Annotated in this window: 22 protein-coding genes; 17 read left to right on the forward strand and 5 right to left on the reverse strand. The window is 74.0% G+C overall.

Annotated elements, in window-relative coordinates; all coding sequences use genetic code 11:
• Window positions 1-14: 14 nt before the first annotated feature.
• Together ACFQ11_RS21705 and ACFQ11_RS21710 are read right to left on the reverse strand one after the other, a co-directional pair.
• A complete protein-coding gene (locus tag ACFQ11_RS21705; protein WP_378301406.1) occupies window positions 15-1,229 on the reverse strand; it encodes an acyl-CoA dehydrogenase family protein in 1,215 nt (404 codons plus the stop codon).
• Complete coding sequence (locus ACFQ11_RS21710) at window positions 1,226-2,398, reverse strand: CaiB/BaiF CoA transferase family protein (protein ID WP_378301408.1); 1,173 nt, start codon at window positions 2,396-2,398, stop codon at window positions 1,226-1,228. The genes ACFQ11_RS21705 and ACFQ11_RS21710 overlap by 4 nt, the downstream gene beginning before the upstream one ends.
• Window positions 2,399-2,512: 114 nt before the next feature.
• Here ACFQ11_RS21710 and ACFQ11_RS21715 point away from each other — a divergent pair, with 114 nt between their 5' ends.
• The 5 genes from ACFQ11_RS21715 to ACFQ11_RS21735 all read left to right on the forward strand — a co-directional run bounded on the left by ACFQ11_RS21715 (window position 2,513) and on the right by ACFQ11_RS21735 (window position 6,919).
• Window positions 2,513-3,193 (forward strand): GntR family transcriptional regulator, encoded by a 681-nt coding sequence (locus tag ACFQ11_RS21715; RefSeq protein WP_378301410.1) that lies wholly within the window; start codon window positions 2,513-2,515, stop codon window positions 3,191-3,193.
• Window positions 3,190-4,353: a lactate 2-monooxygenase gene (locus tag ACFQ11_RS21720; protein WP_378301413.1), complete on the forward strand. Its 1,164-nt coding sequence runs from the start codon at window positions 3,190-3,192 to the stop codon at window positions 4,351-4,353. The genes ACFQ11_RS21715 and ACFQ11_RS21720 overlap by 4 nt, the downstream gene beginning before the upstream one ends.
• Window positions 4,354-4,472: 119 nt before the next feature.
• The gene (locus tag ACFQ11_RS21725) at window positions 4,473-5,150 is read left to right on the forward strand and encodes an ABC transporter ATP-binding protein (protein WP_378301415.1); all 678 of its coding nucleotides are present in this window, start codon (window positions 4,473-4,475) and stop codon (window positions 5,148-5,150) included.
• 33 nt (window positions 5,151-5,183) lie between these two features.
• Window positions 5,184-6,317 carry a sensor histidine kinase gene (locus ACFQ11_RS21730; RefSeq protein ID WP_378301418.1) on the forward strand — a complete coding sequence of 378 codons (1,134 nt, stop codon included), beginning with the start codon at window positions 5,184-5,186 and terminating at the stop codon, window positions 6,315-6,317.
• Entirely contained in the window at window positions 6,314-6,919 is a 606-nt protein-coding gene (locus ACFQ11_RS21735; protein WP_378301420.1) for a response regulator, read from the forward strand. Before ACFQ11_RS21730 ends, ACFQ11_RS21735 begins: the two co-directional genes overlap by 4 nt.
• Before the next feature lie 12 nt (window positions 6,920-6,931).
• Here the strand turns inward: ACFQ11_RS21735 and ACFQ11_RS21740 are convergent, their stop codons facing one another.
• Both ACFQ11_RS21740 and ACFQ11_RS21745 read right to left on the reverse strand, forming a co-directional pair.
• Window positions 6,932-7,621: a class I SAM-dependent methyltransferase gene (locus ACFQ11_RS21740; RefSeq protein ID WP_378301422.1), complete on the reverse strand. Its 690-nt coding sequence runs from the start codon at window positions 7,619-7,621 to the stop codon at window positions 6,932-6,934.
• Between the two features lie 67 nt (window positions 7,622-7,688).
• Window positions 7,689-8,258, reverse strand: a complete 570-nt coding sequence (locus ACFQ11_RS21745; RefSeq protein WP_378301424.1) for a hypothetical protein — start codon at window positions 8,256-8,258, stop codon at window positions 7,689-7,691.
• A 712-nt stretch (window positions 8,259-8,970) separates the two neighbouring features.
• On the opposite strand from ACFQ11_RS21745, the gene ACFQ11_RS21750 reads away from it, so the two are divergent.
• The 12 genes from ACFQ11_RS21750 to ACFQ11_RS21805 all read left to right on the forward strand — a co-directional run bounded on the left by ACFQ11_RS21750 (window position 8,971) and on the right by ACFQ11_RS21805 (window position 20,604).
• Window positions 8,971-9,993, forward strand: coding sequence for a methionine ABC transporter ATP-binding protein (locus tag ACFQ11_RS21750; RefSeq protein WP_378301426.1), 1,023 nt, complete (start codon window positions 8,971-8,973; stop codon window positions 9,991-9,993).
• Entirely contained in the window at window positions 9,990-10,646 is a 657-nt protein-coding gene (locus ACFQ11_RS21755; protein ID WP_378301429.1) for a methionine ABC transporter permease, read from the forward strand. Before ACFQ11_RS21750 ends, ACFQ11_RS21755 begins: the two co-directional genes overlap by 4 nt.
• Before the next feature lie 15 nt (window positions 10,647-10,661).
• Window positions 10,662-11,498 (forward strand): MetQ/NlpA family ABC transporter substrate-binding protein, encoded by an 837-nt coding sequence (locus ACFQ11_RS21760; protein ID WP_378301431.1) that lies wholly within the window; start codon window positions 10,662-10,664, stop codon window positions 11,496-11,498.
• Between the two features lie 93 nt (window positions 11,499-11,591).
• Complete coding sequence (locus ACFQ11_RS21765) at window positions 11,592-12,611, forward strand: STM4015 family protein (RefSeq protein WP_378301434.1); 1,020 nt, start codon at window positions 11,592-11,594, stop codon at window positions 12,609-12,611.
• 66 nt (window positions 12,612-12,677) lie between these two features.
• Window positions 12,678-13,586: an STM4015 family protein gene (locus tag ACFQ11_RS21770; protein WP_378301436.1), complete on the forward strand. Its 909-nt coding sequence runs from the start codon at window positions 12,678-12,680 to the stop codon at window positions 13,584-13,586.
• 25 nt (window positions 13,587-13,611) lie between these two features.
• The gene (locus ACFQ11_RS21775) at window positions 13,612-14,562 is read left to right on the forward strand and encodes an STM4015 family protein (protein ID WP_378301438.1); all 951 of its coding nucleotides are present in this window, start codon (window positions 13,612-13,614) and stop codon (window positions 14,560-14,562) included.
• The gene (locus tag ACFQ11_RS21780) at window positions 14,559-15,515 is read left to right on the forward strand and encodes an STM4015 family protein (RefSeq protein ID WP_378301440.1); all 957 of its coding nucleotides are present in this window, start codon (window positions 14,559-14,561) and stop codon (window positions 15,513-15,515) included. The genes ACFQ11_RS21775 and ACFQ11_RS21780 overlap by 4 nt, the downstream gene beginning before the upstream one ends.
• Window positions 15,516-15,542: 27 nt before the next feature.
• Window positions 15,543-16,511: an STM4015 family protein gene (locus ACFQ11_RS21785; protein WP_378301442.1), complete on the forward strand. Its 969-nt coding sequence runs from the start codon at window positions 15,543-15,545 to the stop codon at window positions 16,509-16,511.
• Window positions 16,508-17,602, forward strand: coding sequence for an STM4014 family protein (locus tag ACFQ11_RS21790; RefSeq protein WP_378301444.1), 1,095 nt, complete (start codon window positions 16,508-16,510; stop codon window positions 17,600-17,602). The genes ACFQ11_RS21785 and ACFQ11_RS21790 overlap by 4 nt, the downstream gene beginning before the upstream one ends.
• 1 nt (window position 17,603) lies before the next feature.
• Window positions 17,604-18,395: an STM4013/SEN3800 family hydrolase gene (locus tag ACFQ11_RS21795; RefSeq protein WP_378301455.1), complete on the forward strand. Its 792-nt coding sequence runs from the start codon at window positions 17,604-17,606 to the stop codon at window positions 18,393-18,395.
• Window positions 18,392-19,738: an STM4012 family radical SAM protein gene (locus ACFQ11_RS21800; RefSeq protein ID WP_378301446.1), complete on the forward strand. Its 1,347-nt coding sequence runs from the start codon at window positions 18,392-18,394 to the stop codon at window positions 19,736-19,738. The genes ACFQ11_RS21795 and ACFQ11_RS21800 overlap by 4 nt, the downstream gene beginning before the upstream one ends.
• On the forward strand, window positions 19,738-20,604 hold the full coding sequence (locus tag ACFQ11_RS21805; RefSeq protein WP_378301448.1) for an STM4011 family radical SAM protein: 867 nt from the start codon (window positions 19,738-19,740) through the stop codon (window positions 20,602-20,604). The genes ACFQ11_RS21800 and ACFQ11_RS21805 overlap by 1 nt, the downstream gene beginning before the upstream one ends.
• A gap of 87 nt (window positions 20,605-20,691) precedes the next feature.
• Here ACFQ11_RS21805 and ACFQ11_RS21810 read toward each other — a convergent pair.
• Window positions 20,692-21,603: DUF6745 domain-containing protein (locus ACFQ11_RS21810; RefSeq protein WP_378301450.1), on the reverse strand; the 912-nt coding region annotated here is incomplete at its 5' end.

Here is a 21,603-nt window from a genome sequence, read left to right on the forward strand (position 1 = left end):
GCCGCCCGGGCGCGTCAGCCGCGGAACGCGGGGATTCCGGTCATGGCCTGCCCGAGGACGAGCGTGTGCATCTCGACGGTGCCCTCGTAGGTCAGCACGGATTCCAGGTTGTTCATGTGCCGGATGACCGGATATTCCAGGGAGATCCCGTTCGCTCCGAGGACGGTGCGGGCGGTGCGGCACACGTCCAGGGCCTCGCGGACGTTGTTCAGCTTGCCGAAGCTGACCTGCTCGTGCCGGAGCGTCCCGGCGTCCTTCATGCGCCCGAGGTGCAGCGCGAGAAGGAGCGCCTTGTGGATCTCGAGGGTCATGTCGGCGAGCTTCGCCTGCGTGAGCTGGAACCCGGCGATGGGCCTGCCGAACTGGACGCGCGTGCCCGCGTAGTCGAGGGCCGCCTCCAGCGCGGACCGCCCGGCGCCGACCGAACCCCACACGATCCCGTAGCGGGCCTCGTTCAGGCAGCTCAGCGGCGCCCCGAGGCCCGCCGCGCCGGGCAGCATCGCGGACGCGGGCAGCCGCACCCCGTCGAGCACGAGCTCGCTGGTGACGGACGCGCGCAGCGACATCTTCCGGTGCATGAGCGGCGCCGAGAAGCCGGGGGAGCCGGTCGGGACGACGAAGCCGCGGACGCCGTCGTCCGTCCGGGCCCACACGACGGCGACGTCGGCGATCGAGCCGTTGGTGATCCACATCTTGCGGCCGTCGAGGATCCAGTCGGCGCCGTCGCGGCGCGCGGTGGTGCGCATGGAGCCGGGGTCGGAGCCGTGGTCGGGCTCGGTGAGGCCGAAGCAGCCGATCGCGTCGCCCGCGGCCATGCGCGGCAGCCACTCCCGCTTCTGCTCCTCGGAGCCGTACCGGTGGATCGCGAACATCGCGAGGGAGCCCTGCACGGACACGAGGGAGCGGATCCCGGAGTCGCACGCCTCGAGTTCGAGGCAGGCGAGCCCGTACGCGACGGCGCTCGTCCCGGCGCAGCCGTACCCGTCCAGGTGCATGCCGAGCAGGCCGAGCCCGCCCATCTGCTTGGCGAGGTCGCGGGCGCCCGGCAGTTCGGCGCGGTCGAACCAGTCGGCGATGTGCGGGGCGACGTTGTCGGCGCAGAACCGCCGGACGGTGTCGCGGACGGCCAGTTCCTCCTCGGACAGCAGGGCGTCGACGGCCAGCGGGTCGTGCTTGTCGAAGCTCGGCTTGGCGGTGTTCGGCTCGGTGTTCGGCTCGGTGTTCGTCACGGGGTGCTCCAAGGGGTGTCGGACGGTTCGCGCAGCCACGCGCGGACGGTGTCGCCGTGCTCGTCCAGGCCGGGCGGCGGGGACGGGACGTGCGGCGGGGCGGCGGAGAGGTCGATCGGCGTCCGGATCTGGCCGGGGCGCCCGGGACCCAGGTCGAGGACGGGTGCGAGCCCGAGGTCGTCGGCGTACCGGACGGCGGACGCGATGTCGTTCACGGGGGCGCACGCGATCCCGGCGGTGTGCAGGCGCTCCTCCCAGTCGCGGGCGGTCCGGGCCGCGAGGGCCCGTTCGAGTTCGGCGACCAGTTCGGGACGGTTCGCGACCCGCGCGGCGTTCGCGGCGAAGCGCGGGTCGCGCGCGAGGCCGTCGACGCCGAGGGCGGCGGCGAACCGCGCGAACTGGGCGTCGGTGCCGACGGCGACGGCGAGCAGCCCGTCGGCGCAGCGCAGCGTCTCGTACGGGGCGATGCTCGGATGCCGGTTGCCCATGCGGGCGGGCGCGTCCCCGGTGGTCAGGTACGCGGCGACCTGGTTGGTGAGGCCGCCGAGGAGGCTGGACAGCAGGTTCACCCGGACGTGCTGCCCGGCGCCGGTCCGGTCGCGGTGCCGCAGCGCCGCGAGGACGCCGATCAGGGCGTCCTTGCCGGTGAGGGCGTCGACGAGCGCGACGCCGGCCTTCAGCGGGTCGCCGTCCGGCTCGCCGGTGATGCTCATCAGCCCGCCGGCGGCCTGCACGACGAAGTCGTATCCGGGCAGGGCGGCGCCCGCGCCGTCGCCGAACCCGGTGATCGACGCGTAGACGAGCCGCGGGTTGAGGTCGCGGGCGCTCGGGTAGTCGAGGCCGTGCCGGGCGAGGACGCCGGGCCGGAAGTTCTCGACGAGGACGTCCGCGCGGCGGACGAGTTCGGCGGCGGCGTCGCGGTCCGCGGGGGCGTCGAGGTCGAGGGCGACGCTGTGCTTGCCGCGGTTGAGGCAGTCGAAGTACGCGCTCGCGCCGTCCGTCCCGGCGAGCCAGGGCGGCCCCCAGTGCCGGGTGTCGTCGCCGGTCCCCGGCCGCTCGATCTTGATCACGGTCGCGCCGAGGTCGGCCATCGTCATGGTGGCCAGCGGCCCGGCGAGGACCCGGCTGAAGTCGGCCACGAGCAGGCCGGACAGGGGGCTGTCGGTCATTCGCCCGGATTCCTCCTGAGATAGATTGGATCCAGGATACATTCGCCGGTTCGTCGGGTATGCGGGCGCACGGCGATAGGTTGGGTCGGCTGCCGAGGGAAGCGGGTGAGGACGATGCGGGAGGCGTCACGCCCGCCGACCGTGCAGGAGTTCGTGCTCGCCGAGCTGCGCCGCGCGATCGGCGCCGGCGAGCTGCGGCCCGGCCGCCCGATCCGGCAGGAGACGATCGCCGCCGAGCTGGGGGTCAGCCGGGTGCCGGTCCGCGAGGCCCTGCGGATCCTCGAGGGCGAGGGCCAGGTCGTCCACCGGCCGCACCACGGGTACAGCGTCGCCGAGCTGTCGCTGCCGGACCTGCGGGAGGTGTACCGGATCCGGCGCCTGCTGGAGTCGGAGGCCGCGCGCGAGGCGGCCCGCGCGGTGGACGACGCCGCGATCGAGGAGATCGACGACGCGCGGCGGCGGGTCGAGGACGCGTCGGCGCGCGCCGACCTGATCGCGATGACCGAGGCGAACCGGCGGTTCCACTTCCTGATCCTGGACGCCGCCGGGATGCCGCGCCTCGGGCGGATCGTCCGGTCGCTGTGGGACTCGACGGACGCGTACCGGTCCGTGTACTACAACTCCGCCGACAACCGGGACCGGGTCGAGCGGGAGCACGCCGCCGTGGTGGAGGCGCTGCGCGCGCGGGACGGCGACCGGCTCGTGGCGCTGCTCGACCGGCATCGCGAGCACGCCGTCGAGGCGCTGGCCGCGATCATCTCGGATGGAACGAACCGCGAGGAGGACGCTTCGTGAGCGGACTGGCCGACTTCCAGAACTCGATCTACCTGCAGGGGCTCGGCGACGTCACGCCGCCGTTCCCCACGGACCTCACGAAGCTGGAGGGCGCCGCAGAGCGCGTGCTGTCGGCCCAGGCGTTCGGCTATGTCGCCGGTTCGGCCGGGAGCGAGGCGACCGCGCGCGCCAACCGGGCCGCGTTCGACCGCCGCCGGATCGTCCCCAGGATGCTCCGGGACGTCGCGGAGCGCGACCTGTCCGTGAACGTGTTCGGCACCTCGATGCCGTCGCCCGTCCTGCTCGGCCCCATCGGCGTCCTGTCGATCCTGCACCCCGACGGGGAACTGGCCGTGGCGCGCGCGGCGGCCGCCGAAGGCGTCCCGATGGTGCTGAGCACGGCGGCGTCCCACTCCATGGAGGAGGTCGCCGAGGCCGGTGGGGAGGGCCCGCGCTGGTACCAGCTCTACTGGCCCAAGGACCGGGACCTCGCCGCCAGCTTCCTCGAACGCGCCAAGACGTCCGGGTACACGGCCCTGGTCGTCACCCTCGACACGTTCACGATGGCGTGGCGCCCGCGCGACCTCGACCGGGCGTACCTGCCGTTCCTGCGCGGCATCGGCGTCGCGAACTACTTCGCCGACCCCGTCTTCCAGCGGGCGGTCGGCGGGCCGGTCACCGACGCCAACCGCGACACCGCGCTCCTGCACTGGGTCGCGAACTTCGGGAACCCGTCGCTGACCTGGGACGACCTGGCGTTCCTCCGCGAGCACTGGGACGGCCCGATCGCCCTCAAGGGCATCCAGCACCCGGACGACGCGCGGCGGGCCGCGGACGCGGGCATGGACGGCGTGATCGTCTCCAACCACGGCGGACGGCAGGTGGACGGGGCGATCGCGTCCCTGGACGCGCTTCCCGGCGTCGTCGAGGCCGTCGGAGACCGGACGACCGTGCTGTTCGACAGCGGGATCCGGACGGGCGCCGACGCGGTGAAGGCGCTCGCGCTCGGCGCGAAGGCCGTCCTGCTCGCGCGCCCGTACGCGTACGGGCTCGCGCTGGGCGGGCAGGCAGGCGTCCAGCACGTCCTGCGGTGCTTCCAGGCCGAGATGGAGCTGACGATGGCGCTCGCCGGGATCGCCCGGCCCGACCAGATCGTCCGGGAGATCCTCGCCGAACACTGAAAGCCGAACACTGAGGGCCGAACACTGACATTCGTCACGGGTCGCCCCCGCGTTCTTCACCGCCGACTCCTGATGCCCGTGACTGCACGTCCGCTTCCCGCGCGGGAAGCATGGACGGCATGAAGGCACCCGTGATCGAGGTCCGCGACCTGGAACTGAACGACGCCGTCCGGGACGTGGCGTTCACCGTCGCGCCCGGCGAGATCTACGCGGTGCTCGGCCGGTACGGCGCGGGCAAGACCACGCTGCTGGAACTGCTCGCCGGGCTGCGGCGGCCCACCGCGGGGACCGTCCGCGTGCACGGCGCCGACCCGTACGCCGACCGGGACGCCGCGCGCAGCGGCGCCGTCTGGCGCGACGGCGGCCTGTTCCCGGGGCTGACCGTAGCCGAGATCGTCGACACGTGGCGGCGCTGGACGCTCGACCCGCTGACCCGCGCGGACGTCCTCGACCGCGTCGGTCTCACGGGGGCCGCCGGCGTGCCGTTCGAGCGGCTCGGGCAGGGGGAGCGGCGGCGCCTGGACCTGGCGCTCGCCCTCGTCGGCCGCTCCGACCTGCTGCTCCTGGACGAGCCCACGGCCGGGCTCGACGACGGACCGGCCCGCGAGGTGCGGGCGGTGCTGCGCCGCCTGGCCGCGCACGGCACGACCGTCGTGTTCGCCACCCGCGACCCCGGCGAGGCGTGCCGCGCCGGCCGGGTCGGCGTCCTCGACGAGGGGCGGCTGCCGGCGGGCGGCGACTCCGCCCGCCTCCCCGGCCGCCCGTCCGGCCGGGCGACCGGCTCCCGCGCGGCCTGACCCGCCGGCGTGGCGGGCACGTACGCTGGGCGCGTGCAGCCCTGGATTCCGCGGCCCACGGCGATCGCCGCGACGATCGTGGGGATGACGGTCCTCACCCTGAGCGGCTTCATGGTGCCCGCGCTGTGGAACGAGGCCGTGGCGGCGCGCGACGCCGCCGGGTTCGCCGCCGGGCTCGTCGGGGTCGCGGCGGTCTTCGCCGGATACGCCCGGCTGCTGTGGCTGAACCTGATGCGCCGCACCCGTCCCGCGCACCGGCTCGGGCTCGCCGCGATCGCCCTGGCGTGCTGGACGGCGCCGCTGCTGGGCGCCGACCAGGGCTGGGGCAACGCGCTGCTCGTCCCGTCCGGGCTGATCGCGGTGGTGCTGCCGGTGCGCGAGGCCGTCCCGGTCGCCGCCGCCGCGACCGTCCTGACGCCGGTCTACGGGATGCTGCTGGGACTGCCCGCGCTGACCGTCCTGTACGAGGTGACGGGCGTCCCGCTGGGCGCCTTCTCCGGGTACGTCACGGTCTGGCTGTTCCATGTCGTGCAGGAACTCCGGGAGGCGCGCGCCGAGCTGGCCAGGTCGGCGGTCGGGGAGGAGCGGCAGCGGTTCGCGCGCGACCTGCACGACGTGCTCGGGCACAGCCTGCAGGCGGTCGCGCTGCGCGCCGAGGTCGCCGAACGGTTCCTCGACCGCGACGGCGGGCGCGTCCGCAAGGAGCTCGCCGAGATCCAGCGGATCGCCCGCGAGTCGGTGCGCGACGTGCGCGAGGTCGTCCGCGGCTACCGGGCGACGTCGCTGGCCGCCGAGCTGGCCGGCATGTCGGCGGTGCTGCGCGCGGCGGGCATCCGGTGCGACCCGCCCGAGGTGTCGCCCGCGCTGCCCGCCCACGTGCACGAACCGCTGGGCTGGGTGGCGCGGGAGGCCGCGACGAACGTGCTGCGGCACTCCACCGCGACCTGGTGCGAGATCGGCGTGCGGGCGGACGGCGGCGGCGTCCGCGTCGAGATCGTCAACGACGGCGCCGCGCGGCGCTCCGCCGGGGACGCCGGCAGCGGCCTGCCGGGGCTCGCCGAGCGGATCGCGGCGGCCGGCGGCGAGTTCCACGCCGGACCGGCCGGCGACGGGACGTTCCGCGTCACCGCGGCGCTGCCCGCCGCGCCGGTGGAGGGAGACGCATGATCCGGGTGCTGCTGGCCGACGACCACCTCCTGATCCGGGAGGCGCTCGTCCTGCTGCTGGAGACCGAGGACGGTATCGAGGTCGTCGCCGACGTCGGGCGCGGCGACGCGGCCGTCGACCGGGCGCTCGCGCTGAAACCGGACGTCGCGGTCCTCGACATCGACATGCCGGGCCTGGACGGGCTCGCCGCCGCCGAGCGGCTGTCCCGCGACCTGCCCGGCTGCCGGCTGGTGATCGTCACCGCGCACGGCCGCCCGGGCAACCTGCGCCGCGCGATGGCCGCCGGGGTGCGCGGGTTCCTCGGCAAGGACGCGCCGGGCGCGCGGCTCGCGGAGGTGATCCGGCAGGTCGCGGGCGGCGCCCGGTACATCGACCCGCAGCTCGCGGCGGACGCGCTCGCCGCCGAGGAGTGCCCGCTGACCCCGCGCGAGCTGGACGCGCTGCGCGCCGCGGCGGACGGCGCGCCGGTGGCGCGCATCGCGCGGAGCCTCGGCCTGTCGGAGGGAACGGTCCGCAACTACCTGTCGGCGGCGGTCACCAAACTCGGCGCCGACAACCGGCACGCCGCCGTCCGCGCCGCCCGCGACCTCGGCTGGCTCTGACCCGCCCGCGCGTCAGCGGCGGGCCAGGATCAGGGCGCCGCGCTTGGTGACCGGCCGCGGGGTCGGCACCCGCGCGGCGGCCTCCTCCGCGTCCGCGCGGGCGACCTGCCGCGCGATGAGGTAGTCGCGGACGGCCGCGCGGTGCGGGAGCGTGATCAGCGGGGCGTCCCAGCGCTCCACCTCGACCTCGCCGAACACCGCGCACACCAGCGCGGGCGCGTCCTCGGCGTCGAACGGGGTGCGCGGCGGGGACCAGACGGGCGCGAGTTCCGGGCTGTCGGCGCGGCTGATCGCGGACGCCAGCAGCAGCCCGCCCGGCACCAGCACGCGCCGCGCCTCCCGCAGCGCCGGCACCGGATCGTCCAGGTGGTCCAGCACGTTCACGGCCGTGACCGCGTCGAACGTCCCGTCGCGGAACGGCAGCCGCGCCGCGTCCCCCCGCACCGCCGGGCGGGGGTGGCCGCGCAGCAGCGTCGCGGACGCGTCCAGGCCCACGAGCGGGAACGGGGGCGGGTCGGGCAGCGCGCCGTTCAGCGCGCCCTCACCGCAGCCGACGTCCAGGACGCGCGCGGCGCCCGCCGCCCGCAGCTTCGCGGCGACATGGTCGTGCAGGCTGCGCGCGCCGATCAGGTACCGGCGGGTCACCCGCGCGGCGAGGCGGAAGCGCTCGGGGTCGGCGTCGTAGTCGGGCGTCACGGCCATGTCCGCAGTCTGCCCGGCCCGGGACGCGCGGAAGCGTCGCCGCGCGGTCACGCCTCCGGGCGGGCGGTCACGCCTGGGAGCGCACGGGGGCGGGCGCGGGCGCGAGGTCGAGCGTGTCCAGGACCGCGCCGTCGGCGTCGAGCGCCTCCACGACCGGCGCGCGGCGGGCGCCCCACACGACGGCGACGTGCCCGTGCGGCGGGACGTCGAGCAGCCGCTTGCCCACCCGCACGCGCGCGACCTCGGCGGCCGCGCGCAGCCGGGCCTCGCTCACCCACTTGGCGCCCCACGGCAGCAGCCGGTTCGCGTTGCGCACCGTCCGGCCCGACCCGTACTTCTGCAGGTGCCGGCCCATCTCGCCGGACGAGCGGCGGGCGAGGGGCTCGTCGGGGGCCGAGCCGGCGGCGCCGCCGATCTCCATCCATTCGCCGTCGCGCTGGTGGAACGTCCAGCCCTCGATGAGTGGAACGGTCCCGCCGTCGCCCCACTGGAGGAACGTGACGACGGCGACGTCGCCGTCGCGGTCGACTCCCAGCGGCAGGAAGTCCAGTGCGTCGTCGACGGCGTGGGGGGCGGGGTCGGGCAGGCCGTCCCGCAGGAGCCGCAGGCACTCCTCGTGCACCTTGTGGTCGTACATGGTGGGGGACCTCTGATCGCGCGGGCGGGATGTTGATGCAGACCGGGGGGTTGCGCAGGGCGAGGGGCCCTCGCGCGAGGGCCCCGGCCGTCTGCTGCATCACTCTAGAGGTCCGGCTCGTCTGGTTTCATCCGTCCGGCCCACTCACGTCAGCGCTTCGCAAGCGGTCCGTCACCAAATCGTTGTTCGGGGGGCGATGTGGGGGTTTGTGACGATCCTCTCCCGTTGTGATGGTGCTCACGTGGAGTCGCCCCCCGATCGTGGGATGTCCGGCGGAGAAGGGGTTCGCGGGGCTTCATGCTTGATTTGCGTCATCTGTCTTTCGTGGATTAACTGCTGGCATGACCGCCGTACGCCCGCGCCCGGAGCACCGCCCGCAGATGTCGCGGGCCCCGCGGTGTGCGCGCTGCCGTCGAATGTGTGACCACTGAGGGCCCCCGTCTGAGCCTCGCGCCCCGAAGCGAGCGAACCCCGACACCCGAGTCACGCATGATCATCGAACGCCACCTGCTGAGCCACGCCCCGTACCCGCCCGGCCTCGCCTGACCGGGCCGGCCGAGCGTCCGCCCGCAGCAGCCCCCCGGGGCGCCCGCGCCCGCACCCGTGCGCCGCGCGGCCCCGTCCGTCCCGGGACCGCACGCACCACCCGCACGCCTCATCCGCACGCACCGCCGCCCCTCCGGCGGCGCCTGTCCGCACGGGTTGATTCTCTGTGATCCAGATCGAAGAACTCCGCAAGGTCTACCGCGCCCGAGGACGCGAGGTGACCGCCGTCGACGGCGTCGACCTCACCGTCCGCGAGGGCGAGGTGTTCGGCGTGCTCGGCCGCAGCGGCGCCGGGAAGAGCACCCTGCTGCGCTGCGTCAACCTGCTGGAGCGTCCCGACTCCGGACGCGTCCTGGTCGACGGCGCGGACCTGCTCGCCCTGCGCGGCGCGGAGCTGCGCCGCGCCCGCCAGGGCATCGGCATGATCCACCAGCACTTCGGCCTGCTCGGCAGCCGCACGGTCGCCGGCAACGTCGCGTTCCCGCTGGAGGTCATGGGCGTCCCGCGCGCCGAGCGGGCGGCGCGCGTCGCCGAGCTGCTCGACCTCGTCGGGCTCACCGACCACGCGAAGGCGTACCCGGCGCAGATCTCCGGCGGGCAGAAGCAGCGCGTCGGCATCGCCCGCGCCCTGGCCGGACGCCCGAAGGTGCTGTTGTCGGACGAGGCGACGTCGGCGCTCGACCCCGAGACCACCGCCTCGATCCTGGAACTGCTGCGCGACCTCAACCGGCGGCTCGGCCTCACCGTCCTGCTGATCACCCACGAGATGGAGGTGGTCAAGCGGATCTGCGACTCGGCCGCCGTCATGCGCGCGGGCCGGTTCACCGAGTCCGGCCCGGTCACCGAACTGCTCGCCCGTCCGGGATCGGAGCTGGCCCGGGGCCTGTTCCCGCTGCCGCCCGTCGAACCCCGGCCCGGCTCGACCGTCGTCGAGGTCACCTTCGTCGGCGGCGCCACCGACGAGCCGTTCGTGTCCGCGCTGGCCCGCAAGTACTCGCTGGACGTCAACATCCTCGGCGGGGCCGTCGAGACGATCGCCGGGGAGCGCGTCGGACGCCTCCGGCTCGAACTGCCCGGCGACCCGTCGGTGAACGCGGCGCAGCTCGCGTTCCTGCGCGAGGCGGGCCTGTCCGTCGAGGTCCGCGAACCCGCCGCCGAACCCCTGACCGCCGAGGAGGACGCCCGATGACCTGGGACGAGGTCATGCCGCTGCTGTGGCCGGCCACCTGGGAGACGCTCTACATGACGGGCGTCGCCACCCTGTTCACCGCCGTGTTCGGGCTGCTGCTCGGCGTGCTGCTGGTCGTCACCGAGCGCGGCGGGCTGCTGCCGGCGCCGCCGGTCAACAAGGTGCTCGGCGTCGTCGTCAACATCGGGCGGTCGCTGCCGTTCCTGATCCTGATGGTGGCGATCATCCCGTTCACCCGGCTCGTGGTCGGCACCAGCATCGGCAACGAGGCGGCGATCGTCCCGCTCACCATCGGCGCGATCCCGTTCTACGCCCGCCTCGTGGAGATCGCGCTCCGCGAGGTCGACCCCGGCGTGATCGCCGCGGCGGACGCGATGGGCGCGACGCGCCGCGAGATCGTCCGCAAGGTGATGCTGCGGGAGGCGCGGCCCGGGCTGGTGTCCGGGCTGACCGTCACCGTGATCGCGCTCATCGGCTACACCGCCATGGCCGGGACGGTCGGGGGCGGCGGCCTGGGCAACCTCGCCGTCGTCTACGGCTACCAGCGCTTCGAGACCAACGTCATGGTCGCCACCGTGGTGCTGCTCATCGTCCTGGTCCTCGTCATCCAGGCGGTCGGGGACTTCGTCGCCCGCCGCCTCACCCACCGCTAGAGAAAGGCACTTGTCGTGCTTCGCAAGATTTCCGTCGCCGTCGCCTCCCTCGGGCTGCTCGCTGGCCTCACCGCCTGCGGCTCGTCCGGCGCGTCCGACGACCCGAACGCGCCGCTGAAGGTCGCGGTCAACCCCGTCCCGCACGGGGAGGTCCTCCAGCACGTCAAGGACGAGCTGGCCGCCGACGCCGGCCTCGAGCTGGAGATCGTGACCTTCAACGACTACAACCAGCCCAACACCGCGCTGGTGGAGCAGCAGGTCACCGCCAACTACTTCCAGACCGTGCCGTTCATGGAGGAGTTCGAGAAGAAGTCGGGCGACGACCTTGAGTGGATCGCGCCCGTCCACCTCGAGCCGCTCGGCATCTACTCCGAGAAGGTCAAGGACCTGAACGCCGTGCCGCAGGGCGCGACCGTCGCCGTCCCGAACGACCCCGCCAACCAGGGCCGCGCGCTGAAGCTGCTCGCCGACAACGGGCTGCTCACGCTGAAGCCGGACGCCCCGACGAGCGCGACCGAGCAGGACATCGCCGACAACCCGAAGAAGCTCGAGATCAAGCCGCTGGAGGCCGCGCAGCTTCCCCGCTCGCTGCCGGACGTCGACCTCGCGGTCATCAACGGCAACTACGCCATGGAGGCCGGGCTGACGCCGAAGGACGACGCGCTCGCCGCCGAGAAGGCCGAGGGCAACCCGTACGCCAACGGCATCGTGACGCTGCCGGAGGACAAGGACGACCCGCGGGTGAAGAAGCTCGTCGAGCTGTTGCAGGGCCCGGAGGTCGCGAAGTTCGTGGAGGGCAAGTACAGCGGCTCGGTCCTGATCACGACCGGAAAGCCGGCGGCCACCTCCTGATCACCGTTCCCTGAACTCGCGTTTCGCCGAAGCGCGGCGATTTGTCCGCCCGTCCTGATAGGACAGGGCGGACAAATCCGTTCAGGGGGAGCCTTGGGTATCTGGAGTCAGCAGGACGAGTACGCGGGTCTGCCCGTGTTCCGGTTCGATCAGGAGAGGCTCGACGACGACGCGGACGACGCGGACGGCGCGGACGAGAACGGCGCGGGCGAGAACGACGCGGGCGAGAACGACGCGGGCGAGGACGGGGAGGAGTTCGAGGACCTTCCGGCGCCCGGGGACGTCGCGTGGTGCGTGGCGACCGCGTTCGACGAGGCGCCCTGGGACGACGTGTGGAAGCTGTTCCTCGAATCCGTCGACACCACCGAGATCACGACGCTGATGCTCGGCTACTGGGGGGCCGACTACGACACGGACTACACCTATCCCGTGCCGCTGCTGGTGGCGGCCGCGGCCTCCTTCCCCAAGCTGAGGCACCTCTTCCTCGGTGAGATCACCGCCGAGGAGTCCGAGATCTCCTGGATCAACCACGGCGACATCACGCCGATCTTCGGGGCCTTCCCGAACCTGGAGCGGTTCGACGTCAGGGGCGCGCAGGGCCTGACCATGGAGCCGGTCGAGCACGCGTCGCTGCGGGTGCTGCGGTTCGAATCGGGCGGCCTGCCCGCGCCGATCGTCCGGGCGGTGGGGGCGAGCGACCTGCCGAACCTGGAGCACCTCGACCTGTGGCTCGGAACGGACAACTACGGCGGCGACGCGACGGCCGCCGACCTGGCGCCCGTCCTGTCCGGCGAGCGGTCGCCGTCGCTGCGGCACCTCGGGCTGGAGGACGCGGAGATCCAGGACGAGATCGCCGAGGCGGTCGCGGGCGCGCCGATCGTCGCGCGGCTGGAGTCGCTGAGCCTGGCGATGGGCACGCTCACCGACCGTGGCGCCGAGGCGCTCCTCGCCGGCCAGCCCCTCACCCACCTGCGCGAGCTCGACCTGCACCACCATTTCCTGTCCGAGGACATGATGGCGCGCGTGCGCGCGGCGCTGCCCGGGGTCGAGGTGGACCTCGACGACCGGCAGAAGCCGGACGGCGAGTGGTTCTTCATCGAAGTCTCGGAGTGACCGGGTCGGCATGACCTGCCCGCTCTTCCGGCGGGACGCGGCAGGCGAGAACATGAAAGGGGCGGCATGATCGGCGAGAACCTGGACCGGTACGTCGGTCTCCCGGTGGCCCGCTTCGGTCCGGACGGCGGCGGCGAACCGCCCGCCGGGCCGGTGGCGTGGAGGGTGGCGACCGGCTACGACGAGGAGTCGTTCGGCGAGGTCTGGAAACGGTTCCGCGCGACGGTCGACACGGCCGCGGTGACCGCGCTGGTCATCGGCTACTGGGGCGCGAGCTACGACGAGCACAGCGAGTACCCGGTGCCGCTGCTCGCCGAGTCGGCCGCGGCGTTCCCGAACCTGCGGTCGATCTTCCTCGGCGACATGACCTACATGGAGTCCGAGATCTCCTGGATCGAGCACGAGGACGTGTCGCCGCTGTTCCGCGCGTTCCCGGGCCTGGAACGGCTGGACGTCCGGGGTGCCGGCGGGCTCGTGCTCGACCCGGTCCGCAGCACGTCGCTGAAGGTGCTGCGGTTCGAGTCCGGCGGGCTCCCGGCGAGCGTCGTGCGGGCGGTCGGGGCGAGCGACCTGCCGAACCTGGAGCACCTCGACCTGTGGCTCGGGACGGAAGACTACGGCGGCGACGCGACCGTCGACGACCTCGCGCCGATCCTGTCGGGGGAGCGCTTCCCCGCCCTCCGGCGGCTCGGCCTCGAGGACTCGGAGATGCAGGACGAGATCGCCGAGGCGGTCGCGGGCGCGCCGGTGGTGGCGCGGCTGGAGTCGCTGAGCCTGGCGATGGGCACGCTCACCGACCGCGGCGCCGAGGCGCTCCTCGCGGGGCAGCCGCTCACGCACCTCAAGCGGCTCGACCTGCACCACCACTTCATCTCCGCGCCGATCCAGCAGCGGATCCGGGCGGCCCTTCCCGGTGTCCGGGTCGACCTGGAAGAGGCGTCCCGGGACGAGCCGTACATCGAAGTGTCGGAATGAACCGGTGACAGGCCGAGGAGCGCCCATGGGCAACTGGGAGCACAAGGAACGCTACGCGGGGCTGCCGGTGTTCCGGTTCGACCAGGACCGCCTCGACCCCGACCGGGCGGCCGGTCTCGCGGACCCGCCCGCCGCGGGCGCGGCGGCCTGGTGCGTGTCGACCTGGTTCGACGACCCGCCGTTCGAGGACGTGTGGGACCTGTTCCGCGCGTCCGTCGACACGACCGAGGTCACCGCGCTGCTCGTCGGCAACTGGTGCGCCGAGTACCGCGATCCGGACATCTACCCGGTCCGGCGCCTGGTCGCGGCGGCGGACGCGTTCCCGAAGCTCGAGTCGCTCTTCTTCGGCGAGATCACGGCCCGGGAGGTCGAGATCTCCTGGATCGCGCACGGCGACGTCTCGCCGATCTTCCGGGCCTTCCCTGGGTTGCGCCGGTTCGAGATCCGGGGCTCCGACGGCCTGACGCTGGAGCCGATCGAGAGCGACGCGCTGCGCGTCCTGCGGTTCGAGTCCGGCGGGCTGCCCGGGGAGGTCGCCCGCGCGGTCGCGGCGAGCGACCTGCCGAACCTGGAGCACCTCGACCTGTGGCTCGGCGACGAGAACTACGGCGGGTCGGTGACCATGGACGACCTCGACGCCGTCCTGACGGGGGAGCGGTTCCCGTCGCTGCGGCACCTCGGCCTGATGAACGCCGGGGGGCAGGACCTGATCGCCGAGGCGCTCGCGTCCGCACCGGTCGTCGCGCGGCTGGAGTCGCTCAGCCTGGCGATGGGCACCCTCACCGACGCGGGCGCGGAGGCGCTGCTGTCCGGCCAACCGCTCACCCACCTGCGGAAACTCGACCTGCGCCACCACTTCCTGTCCGAGCAGATGACGGAGCGCGTGCGCGCCGCGCTGCCCGGCGTCGACGTGGACCTCGGCGACCGGCAGGAGCCCGAGGACGACGACTGGTTCTACGTGGAGGTAGCGGAATGACCTATCGGGAACCCGTGGCGCGGCACGCCGGCCTGCCGGTGGTGCAGTTCGACCCCGAGGCCGCCGATCTGGGCGGCATGGCGTCGTCGCCGGGCGAGGTCGCCTGGCGCCTCGAGGGCGACCTTCGAGGGAAGTACGACGACGTCTTCACGGCCTTCGCGGCACTCGTGGACCCCGCCCAGGTCGTCGCGGTCGTCCTCGGGGGCTATTCCGACGCCACGCCCCTCGCGGCGTCGAGTCTGGCCGGGGCCGCGTCCTACCCGCGGCTCAGGACCCTGCTCGTCGGCGACATCCTGCTCGTCGGCGACATCACGTCCGAGGCGCCGATCTCCTGGATCGAGCACGAGAACGAGGAGAGCCTCTCGTCGATCTTCCAGGCGTTCCCGAGCCTGGAGCGGTTCGAGCTCCGCGGCGCGAACTTCCTCGAACTCGATCCGTTCGCGAGCGCGTCGCTGAAGGTGCTGCGCTTCGAGTGCGGCGGGCTCCCGGCGGGCGTCGTCCGGGCGGTGGGCGCGAGCGACCTGCCGAACCTGGAGCACCTCGACCTGTGGCTGGGCGTGCGGCACTACGGCGGCGACGCGACCGTGGACGACCTGGCGCCGGTCCTCTCGGGGGAGCGGTTCCCGTCCCTGCGGCACCTGGGCCTGGAGGACTCCGAGATCGCCGACGAGATCGCCGAGGCGGTCGCGGCCGCGCCGGTGGCGGCGCGGCTGGAGTCGCTGAGCCTGGCGATGGGCACGCTGTCCGACCGGGGCGCCGAGGCGCTGCTGGCCGGGCAGCCCCTCGGCCACCTGCGGAGGCTCGACCTGCACCACCACTTCGTCTCCAGGCCGCTGATGGAGCGGCTGACGTCCGAACTGCCGGACGTCGACGTCGACCTGACCCCTGCCGCGAACGCGACCCTCGACGGGAGCCGGCCTCCGGATGGCTTTTACGTCGAGGTGTCGGAATGATCTGGGCGGCGGGCGCGAAGGGGGAGCATGGAGATCTATGAGCCGCTGGCCGAGTACGCGGGGCTCCCGGTGTTCACGCACGGCGGCGACCCGGACGGCGAGACGCCTCCGCCCCCGGACGGCGAGACGCCCGCGGCCGGGGAGGTCGCCTGGCGCGTCGCGACCTCCTACGACGGCCCCGAGTTCGCCGAGCGGTTCGCGGCGTTCGTCGAGGAGGTCGACACCGCGGCGGTCACCGCGCTGGTCATCGGCTTCTGGGACATGGAGCCGCTGCCGGTGCGGGTGCTGACCGACGCGGCCGCGGCCTTCCCGAACCTGCGGGCGCTGTTCGTCGGCGACATCGACATCGAGGAGGAGGCGCACCTCTCCTGGATCCAGCACACCGACATCACGCCGGTGCTGCGCGCGTTCCCCGGCCTGGAGCGGTTCGAGGTCCGCGGCGCCGACGGGCTGACGCTGTCCCCGTTCCGGAGCGACGCGCTGAAGGTGCTGCGGTTCGAGTCCGCGGGGCTCCCGGCGGACGTGGTGCGGGCGGTGGCGGCGAGCGACCTGCCGAACCTGGAGCGCCTCGACCTGTGGCTGGGCATCGAGTACCGGGGCGGCGACGCGACGGCCGACGACCTCGCGCCCTTCCTCGACGGGGGACGGCTGCCGTCGCTGCGGCACTTCGGGCTGCTCAACACCCCGAACCTGGACGACCTCGCTGGGGCGGTCGCGTCCGCGCCGGTCGTGGCGCGGCTGGAGTCGCTCACCCTCGCGTGGGGGGCGCTGACCGACCGCGGCGCGGAGGCGCTGCTGGCCGGGCAGCCGCTCACCCACCTGCGCGGACTCGGCCTCGACGGGCACTACCTGAGCCCGGAGACGACCGGACGGCTGAAGGCCGCGCTCCCCGGCGTCGCCCTCGCCCTCGAAGCGGCGCGCGACCACATGGGCGGCGAGTTCCCGTGGGGCGACGACGACGGGGACCGCGACTACTACATCGCGGTGTCGGAATGACGCCCCCGGCGGCCGCGTTCACCGTCGTCGCGACGCCCGGCGACCGGCGGCCCGTCCTGTTCGCGGACGCGTGTCGCGCGTGCGGGCTGCCCGAACCCCGGGTCGTCCCCTGGACGGACGTACTGCGCGGCCGCGAGCTGCCGTTCGCGCCCGGCGACCTGGTGCGGATCGACTCGCCGGGCGAGGACGCCGAGGCGGACGCGCTGCTGCGCGGGCCCGGCGACCCGGCCCGGGTGGGCGGCGGCGCCCGCTGGTACCGCGCGTTCACCGCCGCGCTCCGCCGGATCGACGCGGCGGCGTCGGCGGCGGGCGCCCGCGTCGTGGGCGACGTCGGCGACATCGCCGTCATGTTCGACAAGCGGCTGTCGCACGCCCGCATGCTGGCCGCCGGGGTGCCGGTGCCGCCCGCGCTCGCGCCCGTCCACGACTACGCCTCGCTGCGGGAAGCGATGGACGCCGCGGGGGAGCGGCGGGTGTTCGTCAAGCCCGCGCACGGGTCGTCCGCGTCCGGGGTCGTGGCGGTGCAGACCGCTCCCGGCGGCCGGATCCGCGCCATCACCTCGGCGGCGATGACGCCGGACGGGTTGCGCAACTCGCTGCGGGTCCGCACCTACCTCACCGAGGCGGAGGTCGCGTCCCTCATCGACGCGCTCGGACCGGACGGCCTGCACGCGGAGCGCTGGATGCCGAAGGCGTCGACCGGCGGGCGGACGTTCGACCTGCGCGTCGTCGTCATCGGCGGCGAGCCGGCGCACGCGGTCGTCCGGACGAGCCGTCACCCGATGACCAACCTGCATCTGGGCGGCGCCAGGGGGGACCTGGACGTCGTCCGGCGCGCGCTCGGGCCGGACGGCTGGGACGAGGCGATGGACGTGTGCGCGCGGGCGGCCGCGTGCTTCCCCAGCAGCCCGATGGTCGGAGTGGACCTCCTCGTGCTGCACCGGCGGCGGAGCTTCGCGGTGTGCGAGGTCAACGCGTTCGGCGACCTGCTGCCGCGCCTCACCGGCTTCCCGGGCGGGCCCGCCGAGGGCGTCGACACCTACGCCGCCCAGGTCCGGGCCGTCCTCGCGGGGAGCGGCGCCCGTGCGTGACATGAACCGGATCATCGGCACCCACGACGTGCTGCTCGTCACGCTCGACACCCTCCGGTACGACGTGGCCGCCGAACTGGCCGCGGCGGGGGAGACGCCCACGCTCGTCCGGTACCTGCCGGACGGCCGCTGGGAGCGCCGCCACACGCCCGGCAGCTTCACCTACGCGGCCCACGCGGCGATGCTCGCCGGGTTCCTGCCGACGCCCGCCGAGCCCGGCCCGCATCCCCGCCCGTTCGCGGGCGCCTTCCCCGGCAGCGAGACGACGGCGCCCGGCACCTGGACGTTCGACGCCGCCGACCTGCCGTCCGGGCTCGCCGCCGCCGGGTACCACACGGTCTGCATCGGCGGCGTCGGGTTCTTCAACAAGCGGACGCCGCTCGGCTCCGCGCTCCCGGCGCTGTTCGCCGAGAGCCACTGGGAACCGGAGTTCGGGGTGACCGATCCGGACGCGCTGCCCAACCAGGTCGGCCGGGCCGCCGAGGTCGTGGCCCGGCTGCCGCCCGACCGCCGGCTGTTCATGCTGGTCAACGTCGCGTCCCTGCATCAGCCGAACTGGTTCTACCTGGACGGCGCGTCCCGCGCGGACGGCGACACGCGCGCCAGCCACGCCGCCGCCCTGCGCCACGTCGACGCCCATATCGGGCGCCTGTTCGCCCTCATGCGCCGCCCCTGCCTCGTCATCGTCTGCTCCGACCACGGCACGGCGTACGGGGAGAACGGCCACACCGGGCACCGCATCGGCCACGAGGTCGTGTGGACCGTTCCGTACGGAGAGTTCGTTCTGTCTTGACTGTGACCAGCACCGCGACCGGCAGTGCGACCGACGGGTCGCCCTATCAGGGATACGTCTACGCGTACCCGCACAAGACCGCCTACCGGCCTCTCGAACCCGCGCCCGCCCTGCGGGACGTGTGGGCGGGCGAGCCCCTCGACGCGCTCTTCCTCTACCTGCACATACCGTTCTGCGAGATGCGGTGCGGGTTCTGCAACCTGTTCACCCGCACGGGCGCGCCCGAGGAGCTCACCGGCGCCTACCTGGACGCGCTCGACCGGCAGGCCACGGCCGTCCTGCGCGCGCTGGACGGCGCGGACGGCCGGGACGGGCGGGACGGCGCGTCGTTCGCCACCGCGGCGTTCGGCGGCGGCACCCCCACCTACCTCACCGCGCCCGAACTCGAACGACTCTGCGACATCGCAGGACGATTCCCCGGATTCGGGACGGGGCCGCTGGGCGTCGAGACGTCCCCGGCGACCGCCACCACCGACCGGCTGACCGTCCTGGCCGAGCGCGGCACCACCCGGATCTCCATCGGCGTGCAGAGCTTCCTCGACGACGAGGCCCGCGCGGCCGTCCGCCCGCAGAAGCGCGCCGAGGTGGAGGCCGCCCTGGACCGCATCCGCGCAGTGGGGTTCCCGACCTTGAACATCGACCTCATCTACGGCATCGACGGCCAGACACCCGAGACGTGGCTGCACTCCCTCGACGCCGCACTCGCGTGGCGTCCAGAGGAGCTCTACCTCTACCCCCTGTACGTGCGTCCGCTCACCGGGCTCGGACGTCGCGTCCGCGACTGGGACGACCAGCGCCTCACCCTTTACCGGCTCGGACGCGACCACCTCCTGGCCGAAGGCTACGAGCAGGTGTCCATGCGCATGTTCCGCCTGCCCGGCGCGTCAGCGAACGGGACCGAGTACTGCTGCCAGACCGACGGCATGGTCGGCCTCGGCTGCGGCGCCCGGTCCTACACGTCCCGCCTGCACTACTCGTTCGAATACGCCGTGGGGGCGTCCCAGGTCCGCTCGATCATCGACGAGTACGTGCGCGAGACCGACTTCGGCACCGCCCGGGTGGGCTTCGCCATGACCGAGGACGAACGCCGCCGACGTCACCTCGTCCAGTCCCTCCTGCAAGCGGACGGGCTCGACCTCGCCCCCTACCGCGCGCGCTTCGGCGACGACCCGTCCGCGCACTTCCCGGACGAACTCCGCACGTTCGGCGAACGCGGCTGGCTGGAGCCGTCCCCCGGCGTGCTCCGCCTCACCCCCGAAGGGCTCGCCCACTCCGACGCCATCGGCCCCGCACTGTTCTCCGGATCCGTGCAGTCCCTCATGGCCGCGTACGAGGCGCGCTGATGGATCACCTGACGATCCTTTACCGCGGCCCCCTCGCGAGCTGCGACTACGACTGCCCGTACTGCCCGTTCGCCAAGCGCCGCGACACCTCCGAGCAGCTCCGCGCCGACCGGGCCGCCCTCGAAAGGTTCACCGCCTGGGTCGCCGCCCGGGAACACCCGGTCTCCGTGCTGTTCACGCCGTGGGGCGAAGGGCTCGTCCGCTCCTGGTACCGGCGCGCCCTCGTCGAGCTGAGCCACCTCCCGCACGTCGAGCGCGTCGCGATCCAGACGAACCTCAGCCACCGCGTGTCCTGGACCTCCGACGCCGACCCGTCCCGCCTGGCGCTGTGGGCCACCTACCACCCCGGCCAGGTGCCGTACGAGCGCTTCCTCGGCAAATGCCGCGACCTGCACGCGCGCGGCGTCCGGTTCAGCGTCGGCATCGTCGGGCAGCTCGAGCACCTCGACGCCGCGCGCCGGCTCCGCGCCGACCTCCCCGCCGACGCGTACCTGTGGGTCAACGCCGCCGAGGGCCGCCGCTACGACGACGCCGAAGCCGACGCGTGGACCGCCATCGACCCCCTCTTCCCCGTCAGCCGGAACCCGCACCCCAGCCGGGGCCGGGCCTGCCGCACCGGCGACACCGTCGTCTCCGTGGACGGCGACGGCACCGTGCGCCGCTGCCACTTCGTCCCGACCGTCCTCGGCAACCTCTACGACGGCACCTTCCGGGACGCGCTCGGCCCCCGGCCCTGCCCCCTCGCCACGTGCGACTGCCACATCGGCTACGTCCACCTCGAACCGCTCCGCCTCTACGACGCCTTCGCCGGCGGCGTCCTCGAGCGCATCCCCGCCCTGCTCGGCGGCCGCGCGCGCCCGGCGTGACGCGGCGGGCGCCCGTTGGCGACTGGGGAAGTGCGGCCAACGGACGCCCGCCGGGGGACCGGAACCACCGGTCGTTCAGGGGCCCGCTCAGGTCTGCTTCTCGGGGCGGTAGTCGGCCTCGTCCACGCCGAACGTCCAGGCGACGCCCTCCCGCGCCGTCCGGGTGGACGGCGGGACGCGCAGGTAGTACGTCCGGTACGTCCCGTCGGGCTCGGGGGTGGAGTTCACCACCTCGACCATCACCACCGGTTCGTCGCCCGGCAGGTCGATCGACCAGAGCACGCCCGTCTCGTCCTGGTGGACCGGCTTGGCACCGACCTCGGCGAGGTAGCGGTCGTAGCCGAAGATCTCCAGCATGACCCGGCGGAGCTCGGCGTTCTCCTCGCGGAGGATCCGGTCGGCGTTCAGGTCGGTCAGCGAGGCGACGAAGTCGGGCGGGATGGGCATCCCCCGCCAGGCGTGCAGCGCGAACCCGTCCGGGTGCGCGAGCGCCGGCCCGTCCCCGCGATGCAGCCGCCCCGGCTCGTCCCGGTGCAGTTCCGTCGGACGCTCGCAGCAGATCGCCAGCCGCTCGTACGGCCACCACCAGCCGGCGGAGCGGGCGACCTCGGCCAGGCCGGAGAGCCGGCCGTCGAGCCGCCCCAGCGACTCGAACAGCGCGAGCCACGGCGCGTCGTGCTGGCCCAGCACCGCGTCGAGCGTGGCCGCGCGCAGCAGCGACCCGGCGCGCTCCTGCTCGTCCGTCGCGGCCTCCGGGTCGGGCGCCGCGGCCGCGCCGACGGCGGACCGCACCCGCGTGACCAGCGACTGCACCTGGTCCCACAGGAGGCCGCCGCTGTCGGCCCACGCCCGCGGCCAGCCCTCGGCGCCGAGCTCGGCCGCCGCCGCGGCCAGCTCCGCCTCCCAGGGCCGCGTCCGCACGTCGTCGCGGACGCTCGCGCCGGCGTCGGCGTCCGCGCCCAGGTCGGCGCGGGCCTGCTCGTCCCCGGCGGCGGGCTG

Origin of the sequence: Actinomadura sediminis, assembly GCF_042675525.1 — a bacterium.
Taxonomy (GTDB): domain Bacteria; phylum Actinomycetota; class Actinomycetes; order Streptosporangiales; family Streptosporangiaceae; genus Spirillospora; species Spirillospora sediminis.